General features: G+C 71.1%; 16 protein-coding genes. 5 read left to right on the top strand and 11 right to left on the bottom strand.

Features of this window, described 5'->3' with window-relative positions; translation table 11 throughout:
* Nucleotides 1-25 precede the first annotated feature (25 nt).
* The 3 genes from ACQPWZ_RS30855 to ACQPWZ_RS30845 are packed head-to-tail and all read right to left on the bottom strand — an operon-like array spanning nucleotide 26 to nucleotide 3,555.
* Nucleotides 26-1,240 (bottom strand): acetyl-CoA C-acetyltransferase, encoded by a 1,215-nt coding sequence (locus ACQPWZ_RS30855; RefSeq protein WP_340476545.1) that lies wholly within the window; start codon nucleotides 1,238-1,240, stop codon nucleotides 26-28.
* A 33-nt stretch (nucleotides 1,241-1,273) separates the two neighbouring features.
* A complete protein-coding gene (locus ACQPWZ_RS30850) occupies nucleotides 1,274-2,416 on the bottom strand; it encodes an acyl-CoA dehydrogenase family protein (protein WP_328862360.1) in 1,143 nt (380 codons plus the stop codon).
* Nucleotides 2,413-3,555 (bottom strand): CaiB/BaiF CoA transferase family protein, encoded by a 1,143-nt coding sequence (locus ACQPWZ_RS30845; RefSeq protein ID WP_356703364.1) that lies wholly within the window; start codon nucleotides 3,553-3,555, stop codon nucleotides 2,413-2,415. Before ACQPWZ_RS30845 ends, ACQPWZ_RS30850 begins: the two co-directional genes overlap by 4 nt.
* Before the next feature lie 218 nt (nucleotides 3,556-3,773).
* Here ACQPWZ_RS30845 and ACQPWZ_RS30840 point away from each other — a divergent pair, with 218 nt between their 5' ends.
* Nucleotides 3,774-4,973: a saccharopine dehydrogenase family protein gene (locus ACQPWZ_RS30840; RefSeq protein ID WP_433572984.1), complete on the top strand. Its 1,200-nt coding sequence runs from the start codon at nucleotides 3,774-3,776 to the stop codon at nucleotides 4,971-4,973.
* 63 nt (nucleotides 4,974-5,036) lie between these two features.
* Here the strand turns inward: ACQPWZ_RS30840 and ACQPWZ_RS30835 are convergent, their stop codons facing one another.
* The gene (locus ACQPWZ_RS30835; protein ID WP_433572983.1) at nucleotides 5,037-5,729 is read right to left on the bottom strand and encodes an endonuclease V; all 693 of its coding nucleotides are present in this window, start codon (nucleotides 5,727-5,729) and stop codon (nucleotides 5,037-5,039) included.
* A 143-nt stretch (nucleotides 5,730-5,872) separates the two neighbouring features.
* Complete coding sequence (locus ACQPWZ_RS30830) at nucleotides 5,873-6,244, bottom strand: hypothetical protein (protein WP_433572982.1); 372 nt, start codon at nucleotides 6,242-6,244, stop codon at nucleotides 5,873-5,875.
* A 17-nt stretch (nucleotides 6,245-6,261) separates the two neighbouring features.
* On the opposite strand from ACQPWZ_RS30830, the gene ACQPWZ_RS30825 reads away from it, so the two are divergent.
* On the top strand, nucleotides 6,262-6,555 hold the full coding sequence (locus ACQPWZ_RS30825) for a YciI family protein (RefSeq protein ID WP_340476540.1): 294 nt from the start codon (nucleotides 6,262-6,264) through the stop codon (nucleotides 6,553-6,555).
* Between the two features lie 93 nt (nucleotides 6,556-6,648).
* Here ACQPWZ_RS30825 and ACQPWZ_RS30820 read toward each other — a convergent pair whose 3' ends face one another.
* Nucleotides 6,649-7,764 (bottom strand): WD40/YVTN/BNR-like repeat-containing protein, encoded by a 1,116-nt coding sequence (locus ACQPWZ_RS30820; protein WP_433572981.1) that lies wholly within the window; start codon nucleotides 7,762-7,764, stop codon nucleotides 6,649-6,651.
* A 164-nt stretch (nucleotides 7,765-7,928) separates the two neighbouring features.
* Between ACQPWZ_RS30820 and ACQPWZ_RS30815 the strand changes: the two genes are divergently transcribed.
* Nucleotides 7,929-8,345 carry an SsgA family sporulation/cell division regulator gene (locus ACQPWZ_RS30815; RefSeq protein ID WP_340476538.1) on the top strand — a complete coding sequence of 139 codons (417 nt, stop codon included), beginning with the start codon at nucleotides 7,929-7,931 and terminating at the stop codon, nucleotides 8,343-8,345.
* Between the two features lie 22 nt (nucleotides 8,346-8,367).
* Here ACQPWZ_RS30815 and ACQPWZ_RS30810 read toward each other — a convergent pair whose 3' ends face one another.
* Together ACQPWZ_RS30810 and ACQPWZ_RS30805 are read right to left on the bottom strand one after the other, a co-directional pair.
* Nucleotides 8,368-9,183, bottom strand: coding sequence for an isocitrate lyase/PEP mutase family protein (locus ACQPWZ_RS30810; RefSeq protein ID WP_433572980.1), 816 nt, complete (start codon nucleotides 9,181-9,183; stop codon nucleotides 8,368-8,370).
* Nucleotides 9,184-9,262: 79 nt separating this feature from the next.
* Complete coding sequence (locus ACQPWZ_RS30805) at nucleotides 9,263-9,928, bottom strand: GOLPH3/VPS74 family protein (RefSeq protein WP_433572979.1); 666 nt, start codon at nucleotides 9,926-9,928, stop codon at nucleotides 9,263-9,265.
* Nucleotides 9,929-10,251: 323 nt separating this feature from the next.
* Between ACQPWZ_RS30805 and ACQPWZ_RS30800 the strand changes: the two genes are divergently transcribed.
* Nucleotides 10,252-11,895, top strand: coding sequence for an ABC-F family ATP-binding cassette domain-containing protein (locus tag ACQPWZ_RS30800; protein ID WP_340476535.1), 1,644 nt, complete (start codon nucleotides 10,252-10,254; stop codon nucleotides 11,893-11,895).
* A gap of 103 nt (nucleotides 11,896-11,998) precedes the next feature.
* Here ACQPWZ_RS30800 and ACQPWZ_RS30795 read toward each other — a convergent pair whose 3' ends face one another.
* From ACQPWZ_RS30795 to ACQPWZ_RS30785, 3 genes are all read right to left on the bottom strand, one after another.
* The gene (locus tag ACQPWZ_RS30795) at nucleotides 11,999-12,430 is read right to left on the bottom strand and encodes a DUF3592 domain-containing protein (RefSeq protein ID WP_433572978.1); all 432 of its coding nucleotides are present in this window, start codon (nucleotides 12,428-12,430) and stop codon (nucleotides 11,999-12,001) included.
* A 78-nt stretch (nucleotides 12,431-12,508) separates the two neighbouring features.
* On the bottom strand, nucleotides 12,509-13,099 hold the full coding sequence (locus ACQPWZ_RS30790; protein WP_433572977.1) for a hypothetical protein: 591 nt from the start codon (nucleotides 13,097-13,099) through the stop codon (nucleotides 12,509-12,511).
* Nucleotides 13,096-13,467: a PadR family transcriptional regulator gene (locus ACQPWZ_RS30785; protein ID WP_433572976.1), complete on the bottom strand. Its 372-nt coding sequence runs from the start codon at nucleotides 13,465-13,467 to the stop codon at nucleotides 13,096-13,098. The genes ACQPWZ_RS30790 and ACQPWZ_RS30785 overlap by 4 nt, the downstream gene beginning before the upstream one ends.
* 256 nt (nucleotides 13,468-13,723) lie before the next feature.
* Between ACQPWZ_RS30785 and ACQPWZ_RS30780 the strand changes: the two genes are divergently transcribed.
* Nucleotides 13,724-14,551: an endonuclease I family protein gene (locus ACQPWZ_RS30780; RefSeq protein WP_433572975.1), complete on the top strand. Its 828-nt coding sequence runs from the start codon at nucleotides 13,724-13,726 to the stop codon at nucleotides 14,549-14,551.
* Nucleotides 14,552-14,592 lie beyond the last annotated feature (41 nt).

Genomic DNA, 14,592 nt, shown 5'->3' with positions numbered 1-14,592 from the left:
TGTGGGGCCGTGAGGGACAGGACGGTCAGAGACGCTCGACGACGGTGGCGATACCCATGCCGCCGCCCACGCAGAGAGTGGCGAGCCCGTACCGCTTGTCCTGGCGCTCCAGTTCGTCCACGAGCGTGCCGAGGATCATCGCGCCCGTGGCGCCGAGCGGGTGGCCCATGGCGATGGCGCCGCCGTTGACGTTGATCTTGTCCAGGGAGAGGTCCATGTCGCGGGCGAAGCGCAGGACGACACCGGCGAACGCCTCGTTGATCTCCACGAGGTCGATGTCGTCGATCGTGAGCCCGGCCCGCGTGAGCGCCTTGCGGGTCGCGGGGGCGGGCCCGGTGAGCATGATGGTCGGCTCGGAGCCGGAGACCGCGGCCGCGACGATCCGGGCGCGCGGGGTGAGCCCGTAGCGCTCGCCGACCTCCTTGTTGCCCACCGCGACGAGGGCGGCGCCGTCGACGATGCCGGAGGAGTTGCCCGCGTGGTGGACGTGGTCGATCTTCTCGACCCAGTGGTACTTCTGGAGCGCCACCGCGTCGAAGCCGCCCAGGTCGCCGATCCCGGCGAAGGACGGCTTGAGGGAGGCGAGGGAGTCCGCGGTGGTGCCGGGGCGCATGTGCTCGTCGTGGTCCAGGACGAGCAGACCGTTGCGGTCGCGGACGGGCACGAGGGACCGCTCGAAGCGGCCGTCCTTCCAGGCCGCCGCGGCCCGCTCCTGGGAGAGCGCGGCGTACTCGTCGACGTCGCGGCGGGAGAAGCCCTCGATGGTGGCGATCAGGTCGGCGCCGATGCCCTGCGGGACGAAGTCGACCGAGAAGTTGGTCATCGGGTCGGCGAACCAGGCACCACCGTCCGAGGCCATGGGCACTCGCGACATGGACTCGACGCCACCGGCGAGTACGAGGTCCTCCCAGCCCGAACGGACCTTCATCGCGGCCATGTTGACCGCTTCGAGACCCGAGGCGCAGAAGCGGTTCTCCTGAACACCGGCGACCGTGTCGGGCAGCCCCGCCGCGATCGCCGCGATACGGGCGATGTCGGAGCCCTGGTCGCCGACCGGGCCGACGACGCCGAGCACGATGTCGTCGACGGCCGCCGGGTCGAGTCCGGGGAAGCGGTCGCGGATTTCGTGGATCAGGCCGACGACGAGGTCGATCGGCTTGGTGCCGTGCAGGGCGCCGGTGGCCTTGCCGCGGCCGCGAGGCGTGCGGATCGCGTCGTAGACATACGCTTCGGTACTCAAGACAGCAGCCTTTCGAGGGTGATGAAGGTCGGGTCAGGCGAGCAGGGAGCGACCGATGATCTCCTTCATGATCTCGGTCGTACCGCCGTAGATGGTCTGGATACGGCCGTCGGTGAAGGCCTTGGCCACGCGGTACTCGGTCATGTAGCCGTAGCCGCCGTGCAGTTGCAGACAGCGGTCGGCGACGCGCTTTTGCAGTTCGGTGGCCCACCACTTGGCCATCGAGGCATGGACGGCGTCGAGCTCACCGTTCGCGTGATCGACGATGCAGCGGTCGAGGAACGCACGGGTGACGGCGCACTCGGTGGCCATCTCCGCGATCTCGAAGCGGATGTGCTGGAGCCGGGACAGCGGCCGTCCGAAGGCCTCCCGCTCCTTGACGTACTGGGTGGTGATCTCCAGCAGGTACTCGGCGGCGGCGATACCGGCGACCGCGATGCCCATGCGCTCCTGGGCGAGGTTGGTCATCAGATGGATGAAGGCGCCGTCCCGCTCGCCGAGGAGGTTCTCCTTGGGGACGCGTACGTCGTTGAAGAACAACTCGGCCGTGTCCTGGGACTTCTGGCCGATCTTGTCGAGGTTGCGGCCGCGCTCGAAGCCCTCCGCACCACGCTCGACGACCAGCAGCGACAAACCCTTGGCACCGCCCTCGGGCGTCGTCTTCGCCACGACGACGACGAGGTCGGCGAGGATCCCGTTGGAGATGAAGGTCTTCGAGCCGTTGAGTATCCAGTGGTCGCCGCGGTCCTCGGCCGTCGTACGGATGCCCTGGAGGTCGGACCCGGCGCCCGGTTCGGTCATCGCGATGGCGGTGATGATCTCGCCGCTGCAGAAGCCGGGCAGCCAGCGCCGCTTCTGTTCCTCGGTGGCGAGTCCCGTGAGGTAGGGGCCGATGATGTCGTTGTGCAGCCCGAGCGCGAGCCCGGCCGCACCGGCGCGGGTGAACTCCTCGGCGAGGACGGCGCTGTAGCGGAAGTCCGGGTTCCCACCGCCTCCGTACTCCTCGGGAACGGCGAGGCCGAGCAGCCCCTGCCTCCCCGCGGCGAGCCAGGCCTCCCGGCTGACGATGCCGTCCTTCTCCCACTGCTCGTAGTGCGGCAGGACCTCCTTGGCGAGGAAGGTGCGGACGGTCTCGCGGAACGCTTCATGGTCCGCGGCGAAGATCTGGCGCTTCACAGGGTGCCCTCCTTGGCGGGCTCGACGAGGCCGGGCAGGTCCCAGTCACGGGCCACGGCGGCCGTGTCGGCTCCCGGCATGGCGGGACCGGTGCGCACCGAACCGGGGGTGGCGGAGAACCGTGGTGCGGGCGCCGGCTGGACCAGCCCGCTGTGGTCGACGAAGGTGCCGCGGGCGGCGAGATGCGGGTGCGCGGGAGCTTCCCGCAGGGAGAGCACCGGCGCCACACAGGCGTCGGAGCCCTCGAAGACGGCGGTCCACTCCGCACGGGTACGGGTCTTGAACCGGGCGGCGACGGCGGCGCGCAGCTCGTCCCAGCGCTCGAAGTCCTTACGGGCGGGGGCCTCGTCCTTGATGCCGAGCAGCTCGACGAACTCGTTGTAGAACTGCTGCTCCAGCGCGCCGACCGCCATGTACTCGCCGTCGGCCGTCTCATAGGTGCCGTAGAAGGGGCAGCCGCCGTCGAGCAGATTCGCCCCGCGCCGGTCCTGCCAGCCGCCGGCCGCCATCATGCCGTGGATCATCGTGGCCAGGTGGGCGGTGCCGTCGACGATGGCCGCGTCCACGACCTGGCCCCGGCCGTCCTCGGTGCGGGCGTGCTGGAGTGCCGCGAGCACGCCGACGACGAGATAGAGGGAGCCGCCCGCGTAGTCGCCGACGAGGTTGGCGGGGACGGCGGGCGGCTCGTCGGGCTTGCCGATCATGCCGAGGGTGCCGGTGATCGCGATGTAGGAGATGTCGTGCCCGGCCCGCTGCGCCAGCGGTCCCTCCTGGCCCCAGCCGGTCATCCGTCCGTAGACGAGCCGCGGATTGCGGGCCAGGCATTCCTCGGGCCCGACTCCGAGGCGCTCGGCGACGCCCGGGCGGTAACCCTCGATCAGGATGTCGGCCCGCTCGACCAGAGCGAGCACCTGCTCGGGCCCGTCGTCGGCCTTGAGGTCGATCAGTACGGAGCGCTTGTTGCGGTTGGTGAGGTCGTACGCGGGGTCGATCGCGAGTCCGGCGCCGCCGGGCCGGTCGACCCGTACGACATCGGCGCCCAGGTCGGCCAGGAGCATGGCGGCGAACGGGCCGGGGCCGATTCCCGCCAGCTCGACCACGCGCACTCCGGAGAGCGGGCCGTTCCCTGCCACTGCCATGGAGTCCCCTGCTCTGATGTGACACAACTGATGTAACACCAGTGATGGTAAGAACGCGTTCCACCGGATACAAGGGTCTGGGCCGAGCAAGCGCTTAGATTCGGCCCGCTGCGCGTCCTGACCTCGGGGCGGCCGGATGTTACCGATGGGGAACGCATCTTTTTCCGGGCGCGTTCGCACGCTAGCCTCAGCCACCGACGACAACGGCGGAGGGGCCATTGAACAGGCAGGACGCGACCGGTCGCGAGCAGCGCCCGTACGACATCGTGCTCTTCGGAGCCACGGGATTCGTCGGGGAGCTCACCGCCCAGTACCTCGCGGCGCACGCGCCGGAGGGATGCCGCTGGGCGATCGCGGGCCGCAGCCGCCAGAAGCTCGAACGGCTGCGCGAGCGCCTCGCCGAGAACCACCCCGGCTGCGCGGACCTTCCGCTGATCGAGGCGCAGGCGGACGACGAGCAGGCGCTGCGCGAACTCGCCGAGTCCGCCCGGGTGGTGGCCACGACCGTCGGCCCCTACCTCTGGTACGGCGAGCCGCTGGTCGCCGCCTGTGCCGAGGCGGGGACGGACTACATCGACCTGACGGGCGAGCCCGAGTTCGTGGACCTGATGTACGTCCGCCACGACGCGCGGGCCCGGGAGACGGGGGCCCGGCTGGTGCACTGCTGCGGCTTCGACTCCGTGCCGCACGACCTGGGCGCGTACTACACCGTCCAGCAGCTGCCCCAGGACGTACCGCTGAACGTCGACGGATTCGTCCGCTCCAACGCAGCGTTCTCCGGCGGCACGTTCGCGTCCGCGCTCAACGCGATGGGCCGCGGCCGGCAGATGGCGAAGGCCGCGCACCAACGACGACTGCACGAACCGCGGTTGATGGGACGGCGGGCACGCTCCCCGCTCGGCACACCGAGGTTCAGCCGGGAGACGCAGGCCTGGGCGCTGCCGCTGCCGGTGATCGACGGCCAGATCATCGCCCGGTCGGCGCGGGCGCTGGCCCGCTACGGGCCGGACTTCCGCTACCGGCACTACGCGGCGGTCAGGACGCTGCCCATGGCGGCGGGCGGGGCCGCGGCGGTCGGCGCCCTGGTGGGGCTCGCCCAACTGCCCGCGGCCCGCCGCTGGTTGTCGGAGCGGATCAAGCCGGGCGAGGGACCGGACGAGAAGCGCCGGGCGAAGAGCTGGTTCTCGGTGCGCTTCGTCGGCGAGGGCGGCGGACGCACCGTCTACACGGAGGTCTCGGGCGGCGATCCGGGATACGACGAGACGGCGAAGATCTTCGCCGAGTCGGCGCTGTGCCTGGTCTTCGACACCCTGCCGGACACTTCGGGGCAGGTCACCACGGCTGTCGCGATGGGCGACGCGCTGCTGGGGCGGCTCCAGGCTGCCGGGATCCGATTCCGGGTGGCGGCCGCGCGCTGAGACCGGGGCGGAGCGGCTGCCGGAGCCGGCCCGGCGGTCGGGCCGTCGAGAGCCCGGTACGTCCTACGCGGTCGCCTCGATGAGTGCCCGGCGGCAGAGGCGGTCGGCACGCCTGGTGCTCTCCGGGAGCCGGTAGCGCGGTGTGAGGGCGAGGATGTGCGCGCAGGCGTTGTCGAGGCCGGTGCGGTGGCCGACCGAGACGTAGACCGGTTTCACCCCGTCCTGGGTGCGCAGCGCACGGCCGACCTCCTCCCCGTCGTCCGCGAGGAGGGCGGCGACGTCGCCCCGGAGGGGCCCGAGTTCGGCGTGGGTGAAGACGAAGGGGTTCTTGGCGACTCCGATGACCGGCAGCCCGGTCAGTACCCCGAGGTGGGCGGCGAGCCCGAAGCGCCGGGGGTGCGCCCGGCCGTAGCCGTCGCAGACGACGAGGCCGGGGTCGCGGGTGAGCGAGGCCAGAGCGGCCATCACGGTGGGGATCTCGCGGAAGGCCAGCAGCCCGGGAACATAGGGGAAGGCCACCCGGCCGACCGCGGTGGCCTCCTCCACGACGTCGAGCGTCACGGCGTCCAGCACGACGGCCGCCGCCGCGACGACGTCACGCTCGTCGTCGTACGCCACGTCCACGCCCGTCACGAGCCCGGAGGAGGGCGGCGGTCCCGGCTCGTCCAGGACCACGCGGGTCCGCAGTTCGTCCTGGACGGCGATGGCCGTCGCCTCGTCGGCGGGCCAGTCGGCGGGCTTCTCGATGATCTTCATGGTGCGGCCACCCTACGACGCGGAGCCGGGCGGTCGCCCCGCGAACGGCACCGGGCGGGCGCCCCGCCAACGGCTCCGGCTCCGCGGGGCGTTCGGGCCGCCCGCGGAGCCGTCGTCCGCGCCGGACGCGGCGACGCCCCGGCTCAGGAGCGCAGACTGTGGTTGTCCACCACCTTGTTCGCCACCAGAGCCGTGCGCCTCACCAACGTGTCCTTCGTGGTCACCTTGCCGTCGAGCTGGCCGCCGACCACGTACAGGGTGCGTTGGCCGAGGTACGTATGGGTCTTCGGGTCGATCAGCAGCTCCTGGCGCAGGTTGTCCTCGGTGCGCGCCTCGTACACCGCCAGGGCCGGCCGGCCGGCGGCGTCCTCGACCGGCTGCTTCGAGACGGTGACGCCGGAGGGCGTGCCGAGCGCGCGGAACAGCGACTCGCGAACCTTCGGCGGAATCTGGAACGCAGGCGTGCCGGGCCGTCCCGGGACTGCCGGACCGCCCCGGAACGGCACGGCGCGCACGGGCTAGCCTGTCGATCATGTTCGTACTGGAATTGACCTACACCGCTCCGATCGAGCGCGTCGACGCGCTGCTCGATGCGCACGTGGCCTGGCTGGACGCGCTCTACGAGGAGGGTGTGTTCATCGCCTCGGGCCGCAAGAACCCGCGTGACGGCGGCGTGATCCTGGCCGTCGGGGGCGACCGCGCGCGGATCGAGGAGATCGCGGCGGCCGACCCCTTCACGGTCGGCGGAGTGTGCGAGTACCGGATCACCGAGTTCATCGCGACGAAGACCGCGCCCGGACTCGCGCCGTACCGGCAGCAGCTCTAGGGACACGACCCAGGGGTCCCGGCCGATCGCGGGCTCGCGCCGATCGGCCGGACAACACCCGCGGGACTGCGGGACCTTCACGGCGGCTGGGGCCTAGCGGATGACGGACCCGGCCTCGGTCCTGTTGAACTCCAGCCGTGCGACACGGCCCTTCTCGCCCGAGGCCCAGCAGCCGAAGTCCTTCGTGCAGTCGACCGTGTCGTACGAGCCGGTGTCGACGGTGCGCCAGCGGCGGCCCCCGTCCAGCGTCAGGTCGGTGCCGGTCGGGCCGACCGCCAGGGCCGCGCGGCTGCTGTGCGGCAGCCAGCTGACACCCGAGCGGTAGGCGGGCGGCGGTGTCGTGGACTGCTGCCAACTGCGGCCGCCGTCACGGCTGACTGCCGCCGCCTTCGGCGACTGCTGGTCGGGGCGGTAGTCACCGCCGACGGCCAGGCCGTGCCGGCGGTCGCTGAAGGCGAGGGCGAAGACTCCGCGAGCCGGATCGCCCGCCGGGATGGTGGACTCGGCGACGGTCCAGTTCAGACCGCGATCGGAGGAGTGCAGCACGCGGGCTGTGGCGCCGCCGCCGGTCGCGAGCCAGACGTCCTTCGGACCGGAGCTGACGAGGCACTGACCGCTCGCCGCGAAGCCCGCTTCGCCGGGCAGCGCGGCCGGCATCCCGGCGCTGGGCAGCACCTTCCAGGACGCGCCGCCGTCGGCGGTGGACAGAATGCGGTACTTGCCGTCCACCGGGTCGCTCATGGCGAGGCCGTGCTGGGTGTCGAAGAAGGTGACGCAGTCGTAGAAGGCCTTCGGATCGGGGTTGCGGAAGGACTCGGTCCAGGTCGCTCCCCCGTCCGTGGTGCGGAAGACGCGGGACGCCTCGCCCTCGCCGATCGCCAGCACCACGGCGCGACGGCTGTCGAACGCCTCGATGTCGCGGAACTCCAGCTCCCCCGCTCCCGGGGGCGAGATGTTGCGCCAGCTGCGGCCGCCGTCCGCCGTGCGCAGCACGGTGCCCTTGGAGCCCGCCACCCAGGCGGTGTTGCGGCTGACGGCCGCGAGTCCCCGGAACCGTACGTCCGTACCGGTCTGCTTGAGGTTCCACTGCGGTGACACCCCGCCGCCGGAGTGCTGGGTCGCCTGTGCCGGGACCGTCAGAGCTGCGGCAACCGCCGCCGCGCACAGCCCCACCGACACCATTCGTCTCGTCTTCCCCATGGACGTCATGGCGCTGGAAGCTAGCCCACCCGCCGCACCCCGTCCAGGGTGCCGTCTCCCGCGCGCGGGCGGTGACACACATCACGCAGGGGTCCGATGCACGCAATGGCTCGTTCTGCCGTCTCTTCCGGTGTCAGGCAGACGCCGGCGAGCCGTGCACCGAGGAGAAGGTCTTGTCCACCGTGATCGAACACGCCGTGCAGGCACGTATGGTCGCCTCGGCGCCCCGGATGGAATCCGTCCCGGCGACGCTGCTCTACGACCGCCGTGACCCCTTCGCCGTACGGATCGCCTTCCCCGCCACGGCGACCCTGGAAGGCACCGACGTGTCCTGGGCGTTCTCCCGCGAGCTGCTCGCGGCGGGCGTCGACGCGCCGGCAGGGCTCGGGGACGTACGGGTTCGGCCGTACGGCTACGACCGCACCGTCGTGGAGTTCCACGCCCCCGAGGGTGTGGCGATGGTGCACATCCGCACCAGCGAGCTGCGCCGGTTCCTCAAGCGCGTCCAGGGACTGGTGCCCGCCGGGCGCGAGCACCTCTATCTCGACCTCGACCACAACCTGGTGGAGCTGCTGCGCGACGCGAGCTGATTCTGGCCTCGGCGGACACGACCTAACGTCGTTCACCGAGCAGCGCGTTGAGCTCGCCGTAGTCGTAGCCGTTCGCCACCGTCGTGCACGTGCCCTCGGTGAGCAGTTCACGTGCGGCGTCGCGGACGAGCGCGTGGGCCGCCTGAGCGATCGAGGAACCCGCGCTGATCCGCGCCACCCCGAGCCGCGTGAACTCCGCGGTGCTCGGCGCTCCCGGACCCGTCATCACGTTCAGCGGGGCGTCGATCCCCCGCACCAGGGCCGCCACGGTGTCCGCGTCGGTGACCCCCGGCACGAAGATCCCGTCCGCGCCGGCGGCGACGCAGGCGGCGGCACGCTTCAGCGTCTCCTCCAGCCGCCCGGCCTCGGGGCCGATGCCTGCCAGGAACACGTCCGTGCGGGCGTTGACGAACAGCGGGACGCCTTCCGCGTCCGCCGTGGCCCGCGCCGCCCCGATCCGGCGCAGATGCTCCTCGGCGGGGCGCGGACCGTCCTCGATGTTGATGCCGACGGCGCCCGCGGCGAGCACCGCGCGGACGGTCTCGGCGACGCCGTCCGCGGTCTGCGCGTAACCGCCCTCGATGTCCGCGGTCACCGGCACGTCGACGGCCGCGACGATACGGCCGAGGTGCTCCAGCGCGGCAGCGCGGTCCAGCCGGTCGCCGTCCGCGGCGCCCAGGGCCCAGGCGACGCCGGCGCTCGTGGTGGCGATCGCCTCGGCACCGGCCTCGGCGATGATGCGGGCGCTCGCGGTGTCCCAGGCGTTGGGCAGCACGAGAGGACGCTCGGCGGTGTGCAGCGAGCGGAAGCGGTGGGCGCGTTCGGTCGAGGTCGTCATGTGGGGAGCCAATCACCGGGCGCCGGTGCCTGGCTGGCGACTTTCCGACATCAACGTCCCGCGGGGGCCGTGTCCGGTGTCAGCTGCTGCCCGCGGTGGCCGCCGCCGTCGCCGCGACCACGACAACCGCGGTCCGCACCTCGTCGATCACCTTCTTCAGGGCGGGCGCCGCCGCGCCGCTGCGCACGGAGAGGGCTTCGATGCGTTCCTTGTACTGCCGGCGTTCCCTGCCGGTCGCGAGCGTCCGCAGTTCGGCCGCGGCGGCCAGCGCGACCAGGGCCGCGTCCCGGTCGGAGACCCGGTCCACCGGGACCGGACCGGTCAGGACGTCCCGCGCGTCCGCGCGCAGCGCCTTCACGGCATCGGGGTGCTCCAGGCGGTACTGCGTTCTGGAGAACAGCCCCCGCTTGTGCTCCTTCCGCAGATGACCGGTGCCGGCGAGCCGGCTCTGGACGGCGTCGAGGGTGTACTGGGAATGGTTGGTCACCCAGCTCTTCCAGGTGCGCGGCCTGGACTCCTCGATCAGCTCCAGGAGGTCGTCGAGCGCCGGATCGCCGGTGCGGTCGTCGGACACGGGCCGGGCGATCCCGTCGTCGTCGGCGAGCATGCCCCGCTGGGCCAGTTCGGTGAGAGCCCCGGCCCGGACGAGGTGGGCGAGCTGGGAAACCCCGGTGAGCTTCATCCGTTCGGTGTCCCAGGCGAGGAGAGCGAGCCGGGCGGCGAGCGAGAGCGATGCGTCGGGCATGGGCTGGTGCCTCCTGGTACGTCGCGCGGGCAGGCCCTGGCACGTAATTCCGTTGACAGGCCCTGGGCGCGCTCTTACGGTGTACAACGGTCCTGTTGTCGTCGATCGGAGTAGGACGTTGCTCGTCTGAGGTCCTGAGACACCGTGCGTCACAGCTGCAGTCACTGCGGCGTGCGCAGTGCGTGCGACCTCGGCATACGAGCCGTTTCTCCCCCGGCCGGGACTTCTCCATCACCTCTTGTGCCCCGTCGGCGGCCGTCGCCCACATCCCGGTGTCCCCACCCGTTGCCCCGAACCCTTCCACGCAACAGGGAGACGCCCTCATGTCTACCGTTTCCACCCACATCACCTGCACCGCCCTCGGCTTCGCCTGGCCCGACGGCACCGGTGTCCTCGACGACTTCCAGCTCGCGGTGGGACCCGGCCGTACCGGTCTCATCGGCGTCAACGGATCGGGGAAATCGACGCTGCTGAAACTCATCGCCGGGGAGCTGACTCCCACGGACGGCACCGTCCGCACCGTGGGCGAGGTCGGCCATCTGCCGCAGAACGTCGCGCTCGGCACGAACCTGCGCGTGGACGAGGTGCTCGGCATCGCCGGGACCCGCGCCGCGCTGCACGCCATCGAGGCCGGTGACCCGAGTGAGCACCACTTCGAGACGGTCGGCGACGACTGGGACGTCGAGGAACGTGCGCGCGCGACGCTCGATCAGCTGGGCCTCGGCCATGTGGGGCTCGACCGCACGATCGGCGAGGTCTCCGGCGGCGAGGCCGTGCTGCTGCGGCTCGCCGCACTGCTGCTGGCCGGGCCGGACATCCTGCTGCTGGACGAGCCCACGAACAACCTCGATCTGTACGCGCGCCGCCGGCTCTACGAAGCGGTCGCCGGGTGGTCCGGGGTGATGGTCGTGGTGAGCCACGACCGCGAACTGCTGGAGCTCGTCGACCAGATCGCCGACCTTCGCGACGGGGAGGTCGTCTGGTACGGAGGCAACTTCTCGGCCTACGAGGAGGCGCTCGCCGTGGAACAGGAGGCCGCCGAGCGCATGGTGCGCGTCGCCGAGGCGGATGTGCAGCGCCAGAAACGTGAACTGTCCGATGCCCAGGTCAAACTGGCCCGCCGCAAGCGCTACGGCCAGAAGATGTGGGACCAGAAGCGCGAACCCAAGATCGTCATGGGGGCGCGCAAACGTCAGGCCCAGGTCTCGGCCGGCAAGCACCGGATCATGCACACGGAGAAGCTCGCCGAGGCGAAGGAACGTCTCGACGAGGCGGCTCTCGCAGTCCGGGACGACGACGAGATCCGTATCGAGCTGCCGTCCACCAAGGTCCACCCGGGCCGCGAGGTCCTGCGGCTGAGCGATCTGCGGCTGCGCTACGGCGCCGAGGTGAAGGGAGAGTTCGAGGTACGGGGCCCGGAACGGATCGCCCTGATCGGCCGCAACGGCGCGGGCAAGACGACGCTGCTGCGCACGATCACCGGCGAACTGGAGGCGGTCGCGGGCGAGGCGGTGACCGCGGTGCCGCTGCGCTTTCTGCCGCAGCGGCTCGACGTACTCGACGACGCGCTCAGTGTGGTCGAGAACGTGGCCCGGTTCGCTCCGGAGGCGACCGACAACCGGATCCGGGCACGGCTGGCGCGCTTCCTGTTCAAGGGAGCACGTGCGGACCAGCCGGCCGGCACGCTCTCGGGCGGAGAACGGTTCCGGGCCACGCTCGCCGCCCTGCTGCTGGCGGAGCCCGCACCCCAGCTGCTCATGCTCGACGAGCCGACGAACAACCTGGACATGGCGAGCGTGCGCAAACTGACGGCGGCGCTGGAGGCGTACGAGGGAGCGCTGATCGTGGCGAGCCACGATGTGACGTTCCTGGAGTCGATCGGCATCACGCGCTGGCTGCTGCTGGACGGCGAACTGCGGGACATCGGGCCGGACGACGTACGGGAGGGAGTGTTCCCGACGGCGTGACGCGCCGGACGCCCTCGCAGCGACGACCCGGGTGCCGGACGGAAAGCGTCCGGCACCCGGGTCGTTGTCGCCCGCACCCCCCGCATCGGGCGTCGTTCGGGCCTCAGAGGGCGAGCAGGAGGACGAGCAGCACGACCAGGGTGCCCGCTGTGAGCACCGACCCCACAACGGTGAACACCAGGTCCACGATGCTGGAGTCCCAGCCCTCGATGGCAAACCGCCGGGGATCTGCCGGGTCGTACCGGACCGACACGACGGTCCCTACGCGGAAGCCGTTGCCGTGCCGGACCGAACCGCGTCCGAACCTGGACGAGTATTCGCACGGGCGCCCGTCCCGGGTCGTCCAAGCCGCGACCGGGTGATAGAGCGTGGCGCCTTCGTCATTCCGCCGGACATCGTGACGGACGATCCGCCCCTCGACGGTGACACCTGCGCTCCGCAGCACCCGGGCGCGACGGAGTCCGTACACGCCGAAGCACAGGAAGGCCGCGCCGATCGTCAGCGGGATGAGCGGGATGAGCCATGCAGGTTCCATGTGGTGTGCGCCGTGTCCGTGGGGGTGTCGGTTGCGGGTGGGGCTGTTGTGGTCTGCCCACCCGCACGGTCGTCCTCGTCACCGGGCAACAGGGGCCGTTGCGTCCGGGGTCTTGCCGGCCCTGCGCTTCGCGCGGGCGTCGGCCAGGGCGTACGGCAGGCCCGGGGCAAGCAGCAGGAGCGAACACCAGAGCGGCAGGTGGAAGAGTGTCCGATCACCGGCCAGCCACAGGATCGATATCGCTGCGGCCACCGCGGCCGCATTGGCGACCAGCCACCCCCTGCCGAGCGCGGAGCTGCCTCGCCTCATGTCCCAGGTGACGGTGACCGTCGCGAGGACCGCGAAGAAGGCGATACGGCTCGTGGAGACGGGGAGTTCCGCAGTCCACCGGACGAGGTGCCCGAAGAGGAGCATCCAGCCGGTGACGAAAGTGATCATGGCGGTCATGCGCAGCAGCCGGACCGGCAGCGGCGTCCTCGCGCGGGCCCAGGACGCGGCGAAGGCCTTCATGTCCTTGCCGACCACCGCCTCGGCGCCACGCCCGTCGGCAGCGGCGTCCCGAAGATGGGCGTCGAGCTCGTCGAGCATCTCCCGTACCGAGCTTTCGTCGAGGCCGCGGTACTCCCAGTTGGCCTTGCAGACCGCCAGCACCTGCTCGCGCGTCGTCATGTGGTGGTTCCCCCCGTGGTGTCGGTGTCCAGCGTCCGGCCGACCGCTTCGGTGAAGTGCGTCCAGGCGGCGCGGCCGCCGGCGAGTTCAGCCTCGCCGGCGCCGGTCAGTCGGTAGTACTTGCGCGGCGCACCGCCGGTGGCCGACGGCGCCCGGAAGGTGTCGACGAGCCCCGCCCGCTCCATCCGCGCCAGCAGCGGATAGATGCTGCCTTCACTGACGAGCTCCAGTCCGTCGGCGGCCAGAGCCTCCACGAACTCATAGCCGTAACGCGGCCGTTCGGAGATCTTCGCGAGCAGGCACAGGTCGAGCACACCCCGCAACAACTGGCTGCGCCGTTGGTCGACGGCGGGCAGCTCCTTTGTCATGTGGTGCAAGGTAGTGGGTCATTGCCATGCACCGCAAGACAGTTGGCCGTCCCGGGCTGCACGGGCGAAGCGGGCGAGCCCGGTCGCGAGGGACTGCGCATCGTTCACCGTCTCGGTACGAGATACGCGCATCGCGTCCACTTCCCGGCGGGCACTCCGTGCCAGTCTCCGAGGTCCAACAGCCCATCACCCCGCCGCACACGCCGCGTTGGCCTGCGCAGCGGGGTGCCCGAACCGGAGAGGACTCCCCCCACACATGTCCACTCACCGACTTTCCCGCCGGCGCCCGTGGCGTCATGCCGTCATAGCCGTGGCGGCAGCGGCCGTCGCAGTCCCCACCGTCGCCTTCGCCGGCCAGCCCGGCACCTCCCCCGCCGAGCGCACAACCGTCGGGGCCGTCGACGACACCTACTACGAGGGCGCCCTCGGCAAGAGCGGCCCGGAGCTGAAAGCAGCTCTGCACACGATCATCAGCGAGCAGACGAAGCTCTCCTACGACGACGTCTGGGAAGCGCTCAAGAAGACCGACGAGGACCCCGCCAACTCGGCGAACGTCATCCTCCTCTACACCGGCCGCTCCCAGGCCAAGACCACCAACGGGAGCGGACCCGACGACTGGAACCGCGAGCACGTGTGGGCGAAGTCCCACGGCGACTTCGGTACCGCCACCGGTCCGGGCACCGACATCCACCATCTGCGGCCCACGGACGTGTCCGTGAACAGCACGCGCGGGAACCTGGACTTCGACAACGGCGGCGACGAGGTCGCCGAGGCGCCCGGAAACTTCGCCGACGGCGACTCGTTCGAGCCGCGCGACCAGGTCAAGGGCGATGTCGCCCGCATGATCCTCTACATGGCCGTCCGTTACGACGGTGACGAGGGCGCCCCGGACCTGGAGCCGAACGACCAGGTGAACAACGGCTCCGCACCGGCCATCGGCCGGCTGTCCGTGCTCAAGCAGTGGAACACCGAGGACCCGCCGGACGCGTTCGAGCAGAAGCGCAATGAGGCCATCTTCGGCATCCAGCGCAACCGCAACCCGTTCATCGACCACCCGGAGTGGGTCAACGCCATCTGGACGTAGCCTCCTGTCCCACGACGGTGAGGGGCTGTTCGCCTCGCCGA

This window comes from Streptomyces sp. CA-251247 (genome assembly GCF_050952975.1).
GTDB lineage: Bacteria > Actinomycetota > Actinomycetes > Streptomycetales > Streptomycetaceae > Streptomyces > Streptomyces achmelvichensis.
This window is presented reverse-complemented; position numbering and strand designations above follow the sequence as displayed.